Origin of the sequence: Nonomuraea turcica, assembly GCF_030718205.1 — a bacterium.
GTDB lineage: Bacteria > Actinomycetota > Actinomycetes > Streptosporangiales > Streptosporangiaceae > Nonomuraea.
On sequence record NZ_JAUZQF010000005.1, the window covers coordinates 286057 to 301310 of the forward strand.

Annotated in this window: 14 protein-coding genes; 6 read left to right on the forward strand and 8 right to left on the reverse strand. The window is 70.7% G+C overall.

Features of this window, described 5'->3' with window-relative positions:
* Nucleotides 1-42 precede the first annotated feature (42 nt).
* From Q9G87_RS15685 to Q9G87_RS15695, 3 genes are read left to right on the forward strand one after another with little or no spacing between them, the layout of a single operon-like run.
* Nucleotides 43-615 (forward strand): helix-turn-helix domain-containing protein, encoded by a 573-nt coding sequence (locus tag Q9G87_RS15685; protein ID WP_305917072.1) that lies wholly within the window; start codon nucleotides 43-45, stop codon nucleotides 613-615.
* Nucleotides 612-1733 carry a retropepsin-like aspartic protease gene (locus tag Q9G87_RS15690; RefSeq protein ID WP_305917073.1) on the forward strand — a complete coding sequence of 374 codons (1122 nt, stop codon included), beginning with the start codon at nucleotides 612-614 and terminating at the stop codon, nucleotides 1731-1733. The genes Q9G87_RS15685 and Q9G87_RS15690 overlap by 4 nt, the downstream gene beginning before the upstream one ends.
* Before the next feature lie 37 nt (nucleotides 1734-1770).
* Complete coding sequence (locus Q9G87_RS15695; protein ID WP_305917074.1) at nucleotides 1771-2985, forward strand: winged helix-turn-helix domain-containing protein; 1215 nt, start codon at nucleotides 1771-1773, stop codon at nucleotides 2983-2985.
* A gap of 5 nt (nucleotides 2986-2990) precedes the next feature.
* Here the strand turns inward: Q9G87_RS15695 and Q9G87_RS15700 are convergent, their stop codons facing one another.
* Nucleotides 2991-4262, reverse strand: a complete 1272-nt coding sequence (locus tag Q9G87_RS15700) for an ABC transporter substrate-binding protein (RefSeq protein WP_305917075.1) — start codon at nucleotides 4260-4262, stop codon at nucleotides 2991-2993.
* Nucleotides 4263-4327: 65 nt separating this feature from the next.
* Complete coding sequence (locus Q9G87_RS15705; protein WP_305917076.1) at nucleotides 4328-5203, reverse strand: AraC family transcriptional regulator; 876 nt, start codon at nucleotides 5201-5203, stop codon at nucleotides 4328-4330.
* Nucleotides 5204-5299: 96 nt separating this feature from the next.
* Between Q9G87_RS15705 and Q9G87_RS15710 the strand changes: the two genes are divergently transcribed.
* Nucleotides 5300-6079, forward strand: a complete 780-nt coding sequence (locus Q9G87_RS15710) for a phytanoyl-CoA dioxygenase family protein (protein ID WP_305917077.1) — start codon at nucleotides 5300-5302, stop codon at nucleotides 6077-6079.
* A gap of 31 nt (nucleotides 6080-6110) precedes the next feature.
* Here the strand turns inward: Q9G87_RS15710 and Q9G87_RS15715 are convergent, their stop codons facing one another.
* Genes Q9G87_RS15715 through Q9G87_RS15735 form a run of 5 tightly spaced genes read right to left on the reverse strand, consistent with a single transcriptional unit; the run spans nucleotide 6111 to nucleotide 11646 of the window.
* Nucleotides 6111-8015, reverse strand: coding sequence for a primary-amine oxidase (locus Q9G87_RS15715; RefSeq protein ID WP_305917078.1), 1905 nt, complete (start codon nucleotides 8013-8015; stop codon nucleotides 6111-6113).
* Nucleotides 8012-9475 (reverse strand): APC family permease, encoded by a 1464-nt coding sequence (locus tag Q9G87_RS15720; protein ID WP_305917079.1) that lies wholly within the window; start codon nucleotides 9473-9475, stop codon nucleotides 8012-8014. The genes Q9G87_RS15715 and Q9G87_RS15720 overlap by 4 nt, the downstream gene beginning before the upstream one ends.
* Nucleotides 9468-10151: an ABC transporter ATP-binding protein gene (locus tag Q9G87_RS15725; protein ID WP_305917080.1), complete on the reverse strand. Its 684-nt coding sequence runs from the start codon at nucleotides 10149-10151 to the stop codon at nucleotides 9468-9470. Before Q9G87_RS15725 ends, Q9G87_RS15720 begins: the two co-directional genes overlap by 8 nt.
* Before the next feature lie 14 nt (nucleotides 10152-10165).
* Entirely contained in the window at nucleotides 10166-10708 is a 543-nt protein-coding gene (locus Q9G87_RS15730; RefSeq protein ID WP_305917081.1) for an FtsX-like permease family protein, read from the reverse strand.
* Nucleotides 10705-11646 carry an ABC transporter permease gene (locus Q9G87_RS15735; RefSeq protein ID WP_305917082.1) on the reverse strand — a complete coding sequence of 314 codons (942 nt, stop codon included), beginning with the start codon at nucleotides 11644-11646 and terminating at the stop codon, nucleotides 10705-10707. The genes Q9G87_RS15730 and Q9G87_RS15735 overlap by 4 nt, the downstream gene beginning before the upstream one ends.
* Nucleotides 11647-11826: 180 nt before the next feature.
* On the opposite strand from Q9G87_RS15735, the gene Q9G87_RS15740 reads away from it, so the two are divergent.
* On the forward strand, nucleotides 11827-13008 hold the full coding sequence (locus tag Q9G87_RS15740) for a glycosyltransferase family 4 protein (RefSeq protein ID WP_305917083.1): 1182 nt from the start codon (nucleotides 11827-11829) through the stop codon (nucleotides 13006-13008).
* Here Q9G87_RS15740 and Q9G87_RS15745 read toward each other — a convergent pair.
* A complete protein-coding gene (locus Q9G87_RS15745) occupies nucleotides 12992-13642 on the reverse strand; it encodes an alpha/beta fold hydrolase (RefSeq protein ID WP_305917084.1) in 651 nt (216 codons plus the stop codon). The two genes, Q9G87_RS15740 and Q9G87_RS15745, sit on opposite strands and share 17 nt — an antisense overlap.
* Before the next feature lie 133 nt (nucleotides 13643-13775).
* Here Q9G87_RS15745 and Q9G87_RS15750 point away from each other — a divergent pair, with 133 nt between their 5' ends.
* Entirely contained in the window at nucleotides 13776-15167 is a 1392-nt protein-coding gene (locus tag Q9G87_RS15750; RefSeq protein ID WP_305917085.1) for an amino acid permease, read from the forward strand.
* Nucleotides 15168-15254 lie beyond the last annotated feature (87 nt).

Sequence of the window (15254 nt, forward strand, 5' to 3'; positions counted from 1 at the left end):
ACGTACGCTTTTCCGTAATTCCGGAAAGACGAGAGGTGTGCAGTGGAGGAGCGTCTGGCCGCGCTGGAGCGGCGGATGGATCAACTGGAGCAGCAGGCGGCGCCCGCCGGCACGCCCGACCTCGGACGGCGGGGCGTGGGGTCGGCGGCGCTGGACCTGGTGCACCACTATCGGAACCAGGCCGCGGAAGGCGGCACTGGGGGCACGGTGGCGTACGGCGGGGCGGCGTTCATCTGCGGGTTCGAGTTCCTGTGGACCGGCGAGCACCAGGTCGACGACCTGATGGCGGCCGACTGGACGGCCGCGGCGGCGACGCTGGAGTCGATGGGCAGCCCGGCCAGGCTGGCGCTGCTCGCCGCGCTCGCCGGCGGGCCGCGCGGGCGGGCCGAGCTGCAGGACGCGCTGGGCGCCGAGAGCTCGACCGGGCACCTGTACCACCACCTGCGCGAGCTGCAGCGGGGCGGGTTGATCCGGCAGCCGCGGCGCGGCACGTACGAGATCGTGGGGCGAGCCCTCATCCCGCTCCTCGCCATCCTGTCCGCCGCCCTCGACGTCGGCCCCGGCTCGCCGGGGGTCGACGACCCCGCCCCACCGTCCGAGACGGAGCCGGAATGATCACGCCACGGCACCGCACGGCGTGGCGGGCCTGGCGATCGGGGGACGTGGACGAGGCCGCCCGCCTGGCGCGACCGCACCGTGGCGCCGAGCGGTTACTCGTCCTGGCCGACCTGGTGCGCGGGCGGTTCGAGCAGGGGCTGGCCCGCTACCAGGCGCTCCGGCGCCCGCCGCGTGCGCTGGACATGCCGGTGGCGCACGCCTGGGTACACCTGGACCGGGTGGACAAGGCGTGCGAGCACTTATGCCGCCGGCGCCGCCGCCTTCCGCCCGGTCTGGCGCTGCGGCGCGACCACCCGATGACGGTCAAGGTGCACGGGCCCGTCACGCTGCCGTTCGCCGACCATCCGCTGGCGCCGTACCTGCCGGCCCTCGAGGGCACGCTGAACGGGCGCCATGCGCTCATCCACCTGGACACCGGAGGCGCGTTCCTGGTGATGGGCCTGGAGCGGGCGGCGGCGATGGGCGTCGAGGCCGTACCGGCCGGCCGCCGTTTCCACGGCGTCACCCGCACGCCGGTCCGCACCGGCCTCGTCCGGGAGCTGGACCTCGGGGGCGTGGCGCTGACGAACGTGCCGGTGGACGTCCTCCCCACGCTGACCGGACCCCAGGACATCGTGATCATGGGGACCTGCCTGCTGCGGCACTTTCTGCCCACCATCGACGTTCCGGCCGGTCATCTCCTCCTGGCCCCGCGCGGGCACCACCCTCCGCCGGACGGCGTCCGGGTGCCGTTCTGCCTCTGGGCCGACCACTTCATGTTCGCGAAGGGCGGCCACGGCCCGCGAGATCTCACCTTCTTCGTCGACTCCGGCCTGGTGCACCTGATCGAGGACGACGGCAGGATCAGGCAGGCTGCCGTGCTGGCGACCAGGTCCCAGTACCGCACCTGGGGCATCCCCCGTGCCGATCTCGCGGCCACCCACCTCACGGCACCGCACCCGCTGCGCCTGGGACCGCTGGAGCAGACGGCGCACCTTCTGTCCGTCGCGCCGGGCAGGACCGCGCCGTGGTCCGACTTCGGCGGCGTCAGGATCGACGGGCTGATCTCGCAGGCCTTCCTCTCCGAGTACGCCTGGACGCTGGACTTCGACCGCCAGGAATACACCTTCCAATAGCTCCGATCGAACTCTTTTTCGAGTACGCTTGATGACCATGTCGCGCCCCCTGACGCTCAGCCTCACGTCCGCAAGGCGGCTGGCCGTGACCTGCCAGCACCTGGCCGGTCCCCGCCCAGGCAATGACCTCGACGGCCTGCGGCAGGTGCTGCGGACGTTGCGGTGCCTGCAGCTCGACCCGGTCAACGTGGTGGCACGCAGTCACCTGCTGGTGCTCTGGAGCAGGGTCGGCGGCTACGATCCGGACGACGTGGACGTGCTGCTGTGGCGCGAGCGCTGGTTGTTCGAATACTGGGCGCACGCCGCGTCGATCGTGCTGGCCGAGGACTACCCCATCCACCAGGTGATGATGCGCGTCTATCCGGCAGGCGAGTCCCGCTACGCGCAGCAGGTCCGCGACTGGCTGGCGGCGAACGACGCCTTACGGCAGCACGTCCTCGACCGGCTGCGGGAGAAGGGTCCGCTGCCGGTCGGCGGGTTCGACGACCTCGCGGCCGTCGCGTGGCGGTCGAGCGGGTGGACCCATGGCCGCAACGTCGAGCGGATGCTGGACTTCCTGTGGTTCCAGGGCCACGTCATGGTGGCGGGCCGGGAGGGACGCACCCGCCTGTGGGACCTGCCCGAGCGCGGGCTGCCGCAGTGGGCCGAACTGGAGCCGTTGCCGCGGGAGGAGGCGGTGACGCGGGCGGCCGAGCACGCGCTGCGCGCGCTCGGCGTGGCCCGCGCGGCCGACATCGAGCGGCATTTCATCCGCTCCCGCTATCCCGGCCTCTCCGAGGTGCTGAGCGATCTGGAGGCGTCGGGGCGGGTCGTGCCCGCCGAGGTCGAGGGCGGCGACGAGCGGTGGTACGTGCACCGCGACGTGCTCGGCCTGCTGGAGCGCGACTGGAAGCCGCGCACCACGCTGCTGTCGCCGTTCGACAACCTCATCTGCGACCGGGAGCGGACCGAGCGCCTGTGGGGGTTCGTGTTCCGGACGGAGATGTACGTGCCCAAGGCCAAGCGGCAGTACGGGCACTACATCATGCCGATCCTGCACGGCGACCGGCTGGTGGGCAGGCTGGTGCCGCGTCTGGACCGGCGCCGGGCGCGGCTGGAGATCGAAGGGTTGTTCCCCGAGCCGGGCACGTCCGCGGACACGGCGACCGCCGTGGGGCGGGCGGTCGCCGAGCTGGCCACCTTCGCCAGGGCCCGCGAGATCGCCTACGGGGACAAGGTGCCGGACCCGTGGCGAGCCGCCCTGTCGCCCTGACGTGCTCAGTTTCCTTGCTTGTGCGTGCTCCAATACTCATCGGCGGCGGCCTGGATGTCGGCGAGGACCTTCTCGTAGGTGTCGGGCTTGGCGACGAACCCGCTGAAGCCGTCGAGCGCGGCGGTGAGCACGGGTGGCGGCGTGGCCTCGAAATACCGGTTGACCAGCCGATACTCGCCACTGCCCGCGGCCTTGCCGACCTCCGCGATGGCCTGGTCGGCGACGGCGACCTTGGGGTTGGCCGAGACGTCTCCCCTGGCGGTGGCCCACTTCTCCTGAGCGCCGGCCCCCACCCACCACTTGAGGTATTTCATGCTGGCCGCGGGATCGGGCGCCTTGGCCAGCGAGCACAGCGGGCCGCTCTCGAAGATCATCGAGGTCTTGGGGAGGGACGCGTTGACGTTCGGGATCACGAAGAAGCCGTAGTCGGTGCCCGGCTTCATGCCGCGCTGGGTCATGCTCGTGTTGAACCACGTCCCGAACGACACCATCGCCGCCTTGCCGGTCTTGAGCACGTCGCCGGGGTCGGTCTTGTCACCGGGGTTGTTGAAGTAGCCGGCGTCGATCATCGACTTCCAGCGTTTCATCACCTCCACCACGCCGGGATCGGTGTACTTGGCCTGGCCGGTGGACAGGCGGTCGTACAGGTCGGGGTCGGTGCCGGCGAGGAGCTGCTCGAACCAGACGAAGGAGAACAACACGGAGGTGTGGTAGAAGGCGGGCACGCCGTTCTTCTTCAGCGTGCCGGCGATCTGGATCAGCTCGTCCCAGGTCGCAGGCGGCTTCAGCCCGTGCTCGTCGAAGAGCTTCTTGTTGTAGAACATGCCCCAGTAGGCCGCGTTCAACGGCACGCAATACTGCTTGCCGCCGATGGTGTAGTAGGGGGCCAGATCGGCCGAGAGGTCGCCGTTCTTGATGGCCTCCTGCCAGATAGCGGTCGTGTCCGCCACCTGCTTCTGGGCGACGATCTCCGCCAGCCGCCCGCCCGTCGTCCAGGTGAACAGGTCGGGTTTCACGCTCGTGCGGAAGGACGCCTTGATGAACGCCTGGTACGTCGGCTCGTCGGTGTAACCGACCGACTTCATCGACAGGCCGATCTGCTGTTTGGACAGGACGCCCATCTCGTCGAAGTATTTGCTCCAGGCGCCCTTGTCGTTGTAGAGCTTCAGCTCGGTCTTGCCGGGCTGCTGCTGCCCGGCGGTGTCGCCGGAGGAGCCGCAGCCGGCGAGTAAGAGGGAAGTGACGGCGGCGATGAGCACTGGACGCGACCGGATCATGCCCGGCCCTCCTGTTTCACTTGTGGTCCTGGCTGGAGATGAAAACGGGCCCGAGTGCAAGTCATCTAATCACTTGATATCTTGGGCGTCCATAGCCCCGGGACCACAGCCCGCCTCGTGGTTTCCCGGTAGTCCCGGGGCGCCATGCCGTAGGCGCGTTGAAAGAGCCTCCCGAAGTACGACTGGCCGGAGAAGCCGCACCGGTGCGCGATCCCGCCGATGCTCTCCGTGGTCGTGGTCAGCAGCAGCGCGGCGTGCTCCAGCCGCCGCCTGGCCACGAACGCGACGGGCGTGCAGCCGTAGTGCGTGCGCATGGAGCGGGCGAGGTGTCCCGAGCTCACAGCGGCCAGGGTGAGCAGCCGGGGAAGCCCTTCGCGCAGGTTCTCCTCCCGGCTCATCGCGACGCAGGCCGACACCAGCCAGCCGGGCCGCCGGTCCACGGCCGTGCCGTCCGCGCGCTCCAGCAGCGGGACGACCGCCGTCCAGAGCCGCACCAGGTCGAGCACGCGCGGCACCCCGGAATAGGCGCCCAGCACGCGGGCGAACTCAGCTGCGACCGGCCCCTCCAGCTCGGCGCGCGCCGCCGGTGGCTGCTCGCGCCGGTCCCAGTCCGCCGTGCCGGCCAGCCCGGCGAGGTCGGCGAAGGCCCGCCAGCGCTCGCTCGGGAAGGCGATGTTGACGAACCGCAGGCCCGTTGCGGTCGTGGCGGCGAACTCGTGCCGGTCGTGCGGCCGTACCAGCACCACGTCACCGGCACGCAGCGGCATCTCGGTGTCGCCGAGGCGCTGGGTGCCCTCCCCCGCCGTCACGAACACCAGCTCATGGAAATCGGCGTGCGTGTGCGGCTCGGGCCGGTCGCGGCGGCCGCCGGTCACCGGCACCAGGGCCGCGTGGTACGGCAGCCCGGCCGCGAATTCGACCCACCGCAGGATCGTCGGCATGTCAGGAAATTAATAGTTATGGAGCGGCGAATACTAGTAACTCGGGCCGCAGCCACCGAAGAATCCGGATCGACGCCCTTCCCTGCAGAGGAGTACATGGTGATCACGGAAGTCGACCGGATCCTCCAGGACTACGACCGCGACGGCTACACGATCTTCCGGAACGTCCTCGACCGCGACCTGGTCGCCGGGGCGAGCGACCACGTCGCCTGGCTCCAGGCCAATCACCCGGACCGGCTCGGTGAGGACCTGGCCACCGAGCTGGTCGCCGGCGACCCGTTCTGGGTGCGGCTGGTGAGCGACGACCGGCTGCTGGACCTCGCCGAGTTGTTCGTCGGCCCGGATATCGCCCTGTTCGCCGCGCATTACATCAGCAAGCCGCCCTTCTCCGGCATGCCGGTCCTGTGGCACCAGGATGGGGCGTACTGGCCGCTGGAGCCGATGCGGGTGGTCACGCTGTGGCTCGCGGTCGACGAGTCCACGCCGGACAACGGCTGTGTACGGGTGATCCCGGGCTCGCACAAAGAGGACCTGCACGCGCTGCGGCAGCGCGACGACATCGACAACGTGCTCGGCTCGGAGAGCGCGGTGACGGTGGACGAGTCGCGGGCGGTGGACCTGGTGTTGTCGCCCGGCGACGTGGAGGTGCACCACCCGAACATCCTGCACGCCTCCAACGCCAACACCTCGCCCAGGCGCCGCTGCGGCCTGACGATCAGGTACATCCCGACCTCCACCCGGATCACCAGCGAGCAGCAGCCGTTCGTGTCGGCGCTGCTGCTGCGCGGCGACCCGGGAGTGAACGTCTACCAGCCGCTCCCGAGGTACGTCGAGGGCGAGCACATGCCGTTCGCCGGCGCGGAGAAGTGGGCCTGACCCGCCGGCGCCTCTCAGCCCACGCCCAGCCTCAGGGGTGGCAGTGGCCGCCCCGCGTAGGGGCCAGGTCGATGGCGGGGTTGCGGTCGAAGAAGCCGGCCGGCTTGAGCGTGAACCCGGTGTACTCGACCGGCATCACGGGAAAGTCCTCAGGCCGGCAGAAGTGGGTGGTGCCGGCGGTGTACCAGAGCACGAGGTCGGTGTCCACGACCGGCCGGTTCGCCGCCGTCCACGCGGGCAGCCCCGCCCCGCCCGGGTGCTGGTTGGGGAAGTCCCCGGCCGCCCTGCGCTCCTCGGCGTCGAACGGCGTCACCCAGAGGTGCTTGGTCGCGAACGCCGCCCGCTTGCTGATCGCCGCCTCGTCGTCGGCGAGCAGCACGGGGCCCACGTGCGTGGGCATCAGCTTGAACGCGACGGGCTCCCCCACGGCGTTCCGCGACCCATGGTTGACGATCTTCCAGTACCGCCCCTTCTCCGGCGCGGCCATGCGCTGCGCCTCCGCCTCGGTGGCGAGCAGCGTGGACGTGGCGGTGAAGGCGTTGCCGTACGGGTTGTCCGGGCCGGGCGGGACCCGCGCCGCCTCGACCTCGTACACGGAGTTGCGCGGGCCGTCGAGGCACATGTCCAGCCGGAAGTTGAACAGGTGCTGGTGGTGCGGCCCGGCGAGGTCGGGCGTCACCAGATTCGCGTACGGGGCCGCCGAGCCCGGGGCGACGGCCTGCGTCTGGATGATGCCGGTGAGCTTGACCTCCGCCTGGATGGTGCCGTCGAGGAAGAAGTACCAGAAGAAACCGTACTCGTAGTTGCCGACGGTCGCGATGAACGACACGACCAGCCGCCGCGACCGCCGCACCTCGGACGTCGCGGCCATCATGTCGAAGTGTTTCCAGAGGATGCCGTGGTCCTCCTCGTGCACGCAGATCGCGTTGCGGAGCGTGGCGGGCACGCCGTCCTCGTCCACCATGACCGCGTCGAGGTAGACGATCTCGCCGAGGCAGTCACAGCCGAGCTCCAGCGCGTTGGCCATTTTGCCGAGCCCGACGTCGCCGGCGTCGAAGGCGTTCTTCCACCAGTGGTTCATGCTGGTGGAGCCGTACGGGACGATCATCTCCGACAGGCTCGCCCGGTAGACGACGGGGCGGACGCGCTCGCCTTCGACGTAGCAGATCTCGTGCAGCACCAGGCCCTCGATGGGGTGCATCGACACCCGGAGCTGCCACGGCCCCCAGCGCAACGCGCCGTCGTCCACGGTGAAGCCGGGGCCGTCGGGCTGGACGATCTGCAGCGGCGCGAGCTCGCGCGTGCCGGAGTCGTAGCGTCCCGGCGCTCTCGGCACCGGGATGACCTCGCCGTCCTGCAACTCGACGACTTCGCCGGTGTCGCGGTCGAGCACGACGACGAGGTTCTCGATCGGGTGCGCGTAGGCGTTGTCGCCCGGCCCGTCCAGCACGTACGCGACGCAGCGGGCCAGCCTGCGGCCCTCGCCGTCGACCGGCAGCCCGAAGTTGCTGGCCGGCCACGGGTCGATCTGGACGGCGGACATGTCGGTGACGCCGCGCTTGGCGCAGGCGGCCTGGAACCCGGGGTCGTTGCGGACGGACTCGGCGTTGGCCAGCCACTCCTCCAGCATGATCGGCGGTTGCCCGGCGGCGGCGTGCACGCACGACACGAGCGCGCCTTCGGGCAGGCCGATCGTGAGCATGCTGGTCCTGCCGATCTTCTTCTCGTACGTGACGACCGTGACCTCGCGCGGCAGCGGCGTGCCGTCCCAGCCGAGCACGGCCCGTTTGGCGGGTTCGGCGAGCGCGCAGTAGGCGATGCGCGCCCCCGGGTCCACCGCCCCGGACGCCAGCGCCGCCCGGCAGGCCACCGCGGCCTCCTCCTCGGTCAGCGGGGCGAGCGGGTGGCGTACGGAGATGTTGCTGATCGTCGTCACTGCGGGGTTCCTTCCGTGCCGAGCGTCGCGAGATGGGCCAGCCGCTGGTCCTCGGAGAGCCGGGCGGCCGAGCGGCGGCCGAAGACGTAGACCAGCCCCGCCACGACCATCGTGACGCCGCAGATGACCGTGAGGTTCAGCATCCACGTACCGGTCGCGATGTCGGAGCTGAACGGGAGCGTGAAGGTGTAGTAGATGCCTGCCGTGGTGGCGAGGATCCCGACCGCCGACACCGCGATGGCCACGGTCCGGCCGCCGGGGATGCGCCAGAAGGTCTCGTTCGCGTAGCGGTCGGCGTACTTGAAGCGGGCGATGATGACCGGGACGAGGAAGAAGTAGCCGGAGGCCAGCCACAACACGGTCAGCGCGCCTTGCAGGCTGAGGAAGACCGTCGTGAGCGACTGCTGGGAGTACAGGATGACGACCGCGACGGACGAGATCGCGCCCTGGATGAGCAGCGCCGTGACCGGGTTCCTGGTGCGCGCGTTGAGGTGGGTGAACAGCCGCGGCAGGTGCTTTTCCAGGCCGGAGACGAAGACCAGCCGCGAGTACGCCGACTGGTAGACGGTGAAGGCGGTCAGGCTGATCAGCGCGATGCCGACGGCCGCGACCGACTGCAGCCAGGGCGCGCCGAGCTGACCGAACACCCGCGCCACGCCCGTCACCGGGTCGATCCGGTCCGCCGGGGTGGACAGCAGCACGCCCGCGGTGGCCAGCAGGTAGCCGACGGCGAGGGCGACCGAGCCGGCCCACACCATGCGCTTGGCGCTGGAGCCCTGCGTGAACTCGGCGCCCATGTTGAACGGCGTCTCCACGCCTACCAGGTAGAGCAGCACGATGCCGAAGATCCACCCGTAGGTGCCGAAGTCCACCGTGACGAGGTCCGCGACCGGCACCGCCGGAGCGCCGTTGCCCAGCGTCACCGTCAGGCCCGCGGCGAACACCGCGGCCACGAGCAGGGCGTAGAAGACGAAGACGCCGTTGGCGACGTTCTGGCTCAGGCGCAGCTTCCGCAGCGCGAAGCCGACGCAGGCCCACAGCAGCACGAGCTGGAGCACGATGTTGGCGGTCAGGCTGAGGTTCCAGCCGAAGGCGAGCGACAGGTACGCCACCGCCGCCGCCGGGGTGAGCGTGCCCGACAGAATCACCGGGATCCACGACAGGAACCCGCCGAGGAACGCCCACCGCTCCGACATCGTGCGGTACGCCCACACGTACACGCCGCCCTGCGCCGGCCACAGCCCCGCCAGTTCCAGCACCGCGAACGCCGCCGGGACCAGGAACACCGCGAACCCGATGATCCACATCGACATGGACGCCCAGCCGCCGCCCGCGATGATCGAGGCGCCGGAGACGAAGAAGATGATGAACACGTAGACGGCGACCAGGTCGAAGGTGCGCAGGACCTTCGGCAGCACCTGGTCGGGGATGATCTCGGTGAGCAGGCGGGGTTCACTCATGGTTCTCCTCGGTGATCCGTCCACCGGACATGCGCAGGACGCGGGTGGCGTGCCCGGCGACCATCGGGTCGTGGGTGGAGGCGACGACGGTCACGCCGAGCCGGGCGCACAGGTCCTTCAGCAGCGTGACGACCGACTGCCCCGTGTGCTGGTCGAGGTTGGCGGTGGGCTCGTCGGCCAGCACCACCGACGGCGAGCCGATGAGCGCCCGCGCGATCGCGGTGCGCTGCTGCTCGCCGCCGGACATGCGGCCGGGCCGGTGGTGCACGCGGTGCCCGAGCCCGACGAGGTCGAGCAGCTCGAGGGCACGGCGGTGGACCGAGGCGCGGTCGACCGGCTCGAACATCAGCGGCAGCTCGACGTTCTCCGCCGCCGACAGGAACGGGATCAGGTTGTAGGACTGGAAGATGAAGCCGATCGTCGAGTGCCGCAGCGCCGCGAACTGGCTCTCGGTCAGGCTGGTCGTCGGCTGCCCGGCGATGCGGATCTCGCCCTTGGTGGGCCGGTCCAGGCCGCCGAGCAGGTGCAGCAGCGTGGACTTGCCGCTCCCGCTCGGCCCCATCAGCGCGACGAACTCGCCTTCCGAGGCCGTCAGGCTGACGTCCACGACGGCGCGGACCACCTCGTCGCCGACCTGGAACAGCTTCCAGGCGTTCTCCACCTGTACGGTCGCCACAGGTTGTCGTCCTTTCAGTCGGTGAGCGAGGCGAGCGGCGGCCGGCGGGCCGCCCGCCAGGCGGGCACGGCGCTGGCCGCGGCGGCCGCCAGGGTGGAGGCGCAGACCGCGGCGAGCGCTCCGAGCAGCGCGACTCCCGGCAGGAACGGCACGTCGGCCGGCCCGGTCAGCGCCAGGCCCGCCGTCGCGGCGAGCCCGAGCAGCGCCCCCGCGGCCGCTCCCGAGGCCGCGATGGCGACCGGCTCGGCGAGCAGCCCCCACACGATCGCCCGGTACGGCACACCGAACGCGTTGAGCACGCCGATCTCCCTGGTGCGCTGCACCACCGACCGGGTGGCCGCGATGGCCACCTCAACGGCCCCGACCAGCAGGACGAGCACGGCGATGACGACCGAGGCCCGGCTCATGTCGCCGAACGCCTGCGCACGCAGCCCCGGGAGCAGCCCCATGACGAGCACGAGCAGGAACGCCCCGGTCGCGACGGTCGCGGCGGGCAGTGCCAGGAGCCGGCTCCTGCGGCGGACGGCCAGCAGCCCGTACGCCAGGCCCCGCTTCACGCGTGCTCCACGAGCAGCGCGACCGGCCGCTGCTGGAGCAGCCGGTGGACGGGCACGAGCGCGGCCACGATGCCGAGCGCGGGCAGGTACATGGCCACCAGCCCGGCCGCCGTCAGCCAGGCCGCGAGCCCGAAGAACGCCGGCAGCAGCACGGCCACGACCGCGCCCCCGGCCAGCACCCCGAACAGGTACGCGGCGGCGAACACGAGCAGCGACTCGACCATGAAGAAGTAGAGGACCTCGTCGGACAGGCCGACGCTGGACATGATCCCGAACTCGCGCCGCCGCTCCTGCACGGAAGCCATGAAGCCGGTGACGGCGATCACGAAGCCGAGGACCAGGCCCGCCTGCCCGATCAGGCCGAGCACGGAGGACTCGACCTGCCCGCCGAGCAGCGCCGCGTATTTCTGGTCGAATCCGACGAACGACCCGCGCCCTCCCTGCTCTTCGGTGGCGTAGACGAGCCCGCCCTCGCCGGGGGCGGGGGCGATGGCGGGGTCGGAGACCACGCGCAGCCCGGTGGCGGCGGCGACCTCGTCCGGGGTCGCGTCGGTGGTGATGGTCGCCCACCCTTCAGGGGCGGCGTGGAAGGTCCAGCCGGGCGGCACGGTGATCGGGGGCAGGTGTCCGGCGGCGGCGAGCGCGCCGGAGTCGTACCCGACGCCGCCGGCCGGGACCACCCAGTAGGGGGCGCCGTCGACCGCTCGCGCGACCGCGGCGACGCCCGCGTCCTGGTGGCCGGCGGCGATCGTGCGGACCACGACGACCGCGGCGATCGCCAGGCCGATGCCGAGCACGGACAGCAGCGCGCGCTCGGGTCTTCGCCGCAGGTTGGCCAGCGCGAATCTCAGCAGGCGGGAGAAGGTGGAGTCGGTGGTGCGGGCGACGTCGTCGAGCGGATTCTGGGGGATGACCGAATGGTCTGCGAGGTGTGTCATGTCACCCATCCGGTTGGTACGTGTGCCCCAGGATGCGTTCGATGACGTTGCCCGCCGATGAGGGCGAGAATAAATCGATGTAACAGGGCGCCGCGTCCATGAAGACCGGGGTGTTCGGTTCCCAGTCAATCCCCAGAAAAGGCCAGTACTCTCACCCTTCATGAAGTGGGAGTACCAGACGTGAAGATCCGGTACATGCTGCTGCACGCCTACGGCATGGGCGGCACCATCCGCACGGTGGTCAACCAGGCCGGAGCGATGGCCGAGGCGGGCCACGACGTCGAGATCGTCAGCGTGGTGCGGCGGCGCACCAAGCCGCAGTTCGCCATCGACCCGCGGGTGCGGCTGTCGGCGCTGGTGGACCAGCGCGACGGGGTGGCCTCCGATTCGCTGGCCCGCAAGGTGTGGCGGCGGGCCCGCGGCAAGATCGTGCCGTACGGCGAGTTCGCCGCCGAGTACTTCACCGAACGTGTGGAGGCCACGGTCATGGACTACGTGTCCTCGCTGACCGACGGCATCCTGGTCACCACCCGCCCGGCGCTGAACCTGATCTCGGCCCGCCGCGCCTCCCGCAAGGTCATCCGGGTGGCGCAGGAGCACATGAACCTGGCCGCCTACCACCCGGCCGTACGCGAGCAGATCGCCCGCCACTACCGCCGCTTCGACGCGATCACGGTGCTGACCGAGACCAGCCGGGCCGAGTACCGGGCGCTGCTGAGCCCCGGAGCGCCGATCGTGCGCATCCCGAACGCCGTGCACATGGAGCACCGCAAGCACTCCGACCAGAGCAACCCGGCCGTGATCGCGGTCGGCCGCCTGGTGCCGCAGAAGGGCTTCGACATGCTCATCCCGGCGTTCGCCGCGGTCGCGGACGCCTACCCGGAGTGGACGGTGCGGATCTTCGGCACGGGACCGTCGCAGCAGCGCCTGCAGGAGCGGATCGACGAGCACGGCATGGGCGGGCGGATCCGGCTCATGGGCCGCACCGACCGCATCCACGAGGAGCTGGCCAAAGCGTCCATCTACGCCCTCAGCTCGCGGATCGAAGGGCTGCCGATGGCGATGATCGAGGCGATGGGCCACGCCCTGCCGATCGTCGCCTTCGACTGCCCCACGGGACCCGCGGACGTGCTGACGCCCGGCCGGGACGGGCTGCTGGTGCCGCCGCGCGACGTCGAGAAGCTGGGCGAGGCCCTCGCTCGGCTGATGAGTGACCGCGAGTTGCGCACGCGCCTGGGCGCCGCCGCGGCGGAGACGGCGCACGCCTACACGCCGCAGGTCGTGATGCCGCTCTGGGAGGAGCTATTCGCCGCCCTGGCGGGCGGCCGGCCGCTCCCCGCGAGCCTCACGCGAAGTCCGTGATCATCGGCACCAGGGCCTGCGGCCCGCGGAACGGGATCATGTGCGGCACGGACACAGCGACGCGGGGCAGCTTGTCCTCGGGGCGGTCGCGCATCGCCTCCTGGAACGTGGCGACGACCCGCAGGAGCCCCGCGTCCCGGTAGTCGGCGACGTTGAGCGGCGCCATGTGTGGGCTCTCCCGCACGGAGTTGCGCAGCCACCTGCCGATCACGCGCGGCCAGGAGCGCGCCCGGGGATCCACGGTCGGCCCGACGAGGACGAGCGAGCGCACGCGCTCCGGGTGGCGCACCGCCGCGTCCACGGCGAGCTGGCAGCCGAACGAACAGCCCACCAGGCAGGCGGGCGGCAGCTCCTCGGCCTCGAGCCAGGAGACCAGGGCGTCGGTGAGCCCGAGCAGGTCGAGCGGGTGAGGCGGTTTCGCGCTCTCCCCGAAGCCCGGCAGGTCCACGGTCCAGGCCGGCAGGTGCTCCCCCAGCGCCGCCACCAGCGGCCGCAGCTCCCTGCTGGACACGCCGGCCCCGTGCACGCAGACGACCGGCGTGCTGTGCCGCCCTCCCGGAGGGACGCGCCGCCAGCCGGTCATGGGCCAGCTGCCGGCCTTGACGGTCCGCCGTTCCAGATCCGTGCGATCCATGCGTTCACAGGTGCCCGCCGGAGGGCCGCGAAACCACGTTCTGGAAGTCGTCAAATCCCGAGCGCGGGCAGTATGGCGCGGGCCGTACAGGAAAGGGGCCCGAGAGGAGACCTGCGGGAGCAAGGAGGCCGTGATGGTTTCGTCGCAGAGCGTGTTCCGCCGGAAGCCGGTCGAGCAGATCGCGGAGGAGCACGAGGGTGAGCTGTCCCGGGCGCTCGGGTTGTGGCAGCTCACCGCGATCGGCATCGGCGGCATCATCGGCGCGGGCATCTTCGCCCTGGCCGGGGCGGTGGCCAACCAGACGGCGGGGCCGGCCGTGCTCGTGTCGTTCCTCCTGGCCGGGGTGGCCAGCGCGGCGGCGGCCTTCTCCTACGCCGAGTTCGCCGGCATGATCCCGAAGGCCGGGTCCGCCTACACCTACGGCTACGCGGTGCTCGGCGAGGTCGTGGGCTGGTTCATCGGATGGGATCTGTTGCTGGAGTACACGGCCATCGTCGCCGTCGTCGGCATCGGCATATCCGGATATTTTGGCTTTCTGGTGCAGCAGTTGGGTATCACCCTGCCGCCGTGGATGCTCGGCGCGCCTGGAACCGGAGACGGGCGCGTGGTGGACCTGTTCGCGGTGCTGCTCTGCCTGCTGATCGCCTTCCTGCTGAACCTGGGCATCAAGGCGGCCGCCAGGTTCGAGACGTTCGTGGTCGCGATCAAGGTGGCCGTGGTGCTGCTGGTGATCGGGGTCGGGTTCTTCTTCATCGACCCGGCCAACTACACGCCGTTCTTCCCCTTCGGCGTCAGCGGGGCCATCACCGGCGCGGCCACCGTGTTCTTCGCCGTCTTCGGCTACGACGCGATGAGCACCGCCGCCGAGGAGTCCAAGGACGCCCGGCGGCACATGCCCAAGGCCATCGTCTACTCCCTGGCCATTTCCATGGTCCTGTACGTGCTCGCGACGCTCGTCCTCACCGGCATGCAGAACTACCGGGACATAGACCCGGAGAGCGGATTCTCCTCGGCGTTCGCCGCCGCCGGCCTGTCCGGCCTGGCCACGCTGATCGCGGCGGGCGCCGTCATCGGCATCCTGACCGTCATGTTCACGTTCATGCTGGGCGTCACCCGGGTGTGGTTCTCCATGAGCAGGGACGGGCTGCTGCCCCTGTGGTTCGCCCGGCTGCATCCGGTACGGAGGGTGCCCACGCGCGTCACCTGGATCGTGGGCGTCGCCTCGGCGCTGATCGCCGGGTTCCTGCCCATCAGGGAGGCGGCCGAGCTGACCAACATCGGCATCCTGCTGGCCTTCGTGGTGGTGTGCGCGGCCGTGATCGTGCTCCGCTACCGCCGACCCGACCTGCACCGGGAGTTCCGCACACCCGGCATGCCCGTGGTGCCGGGCATCGGCGTGCTCTTCTCCCTCTGGCTGATCACCTTCCTGGACCCGGTGACCTGGCTGCGCTTCGCCGTGTGGTTCGCGCTGGGGCTGATCATCTACTTCGCGTACAGCCGCCGTCATTCCGCGCTCAATACCTGACCACGACCAGGGTTTTACCGAGGGGAGAGATCCGTAAAACGGCCCGGACATAATCTGGGTTGTGGGGCTCGGCACACGGCATGGTGA

Coding starts and splice junctions, on each gene's coding strand:
- Q9G87_RS15690 (WP_305917073.1), top strand. CDS start 612: ATGATCACGCCACGGCACCGCACGGCGTGGCGGGCCTGGCGATCGGGG.
- Q9G87_RS15695 (WP_305917074.1), top strand. CDS start 1,771: ATGTCGCGCCCCCTGACGCTCAGCCTCACGTCCGCAAGGCGGCTGGCC.
- Q9G87_RS15700 (WP_305917075.1), bottom strand. CDS start 4,262: ATGATCCGGTCGCGTCCAGTGCTCATCGCCGCCGTCACTTCCCTCTTA.
- Q9G87_RS15705 (WP_305917076.1), bottom strand. CDS start 5,203: ATGCCGACGATCCTGCGGTGGGTCGAATTCGCGGCCGGGCTGCCGTAC.
- Q9G87_RS15710 (WP_305917077.1), top strand. CDS start 5,300: ATGGTGATCACGGAAGTCGACCGGATCCTCCAGGACTACGACCGCGAC.
- Q9G87_RS15720 (WP_305917079.1), bottom strand. CDS start 9,475: ATGAGTGAACCCCGCCTGCTCACCGAGATCATCCCCGACCAGGTGCTG.
- Q9G87_RS15735 (WP_305917082.1), bottom strand. CDS start 11,646: ATGACACACCTCGCAGACCATTCGGTCATCCCCCAGAATCCGCTCGAC.
- Q9G87_RS15745 (WP_305917084.1), bottom strand. CDS start 13,642: ATGGATCGCACGGATCTGGAACGGCGGACCGTCAAGGCCGGCAGCTGG.
- Q9G87_RS15750 (WP_305917085.1), top strand. CDS start 13,776: ATGGTTTCGTCGCAGAGCGTGTTCCGCCGGAAGCCGGTCGAGCAGATC.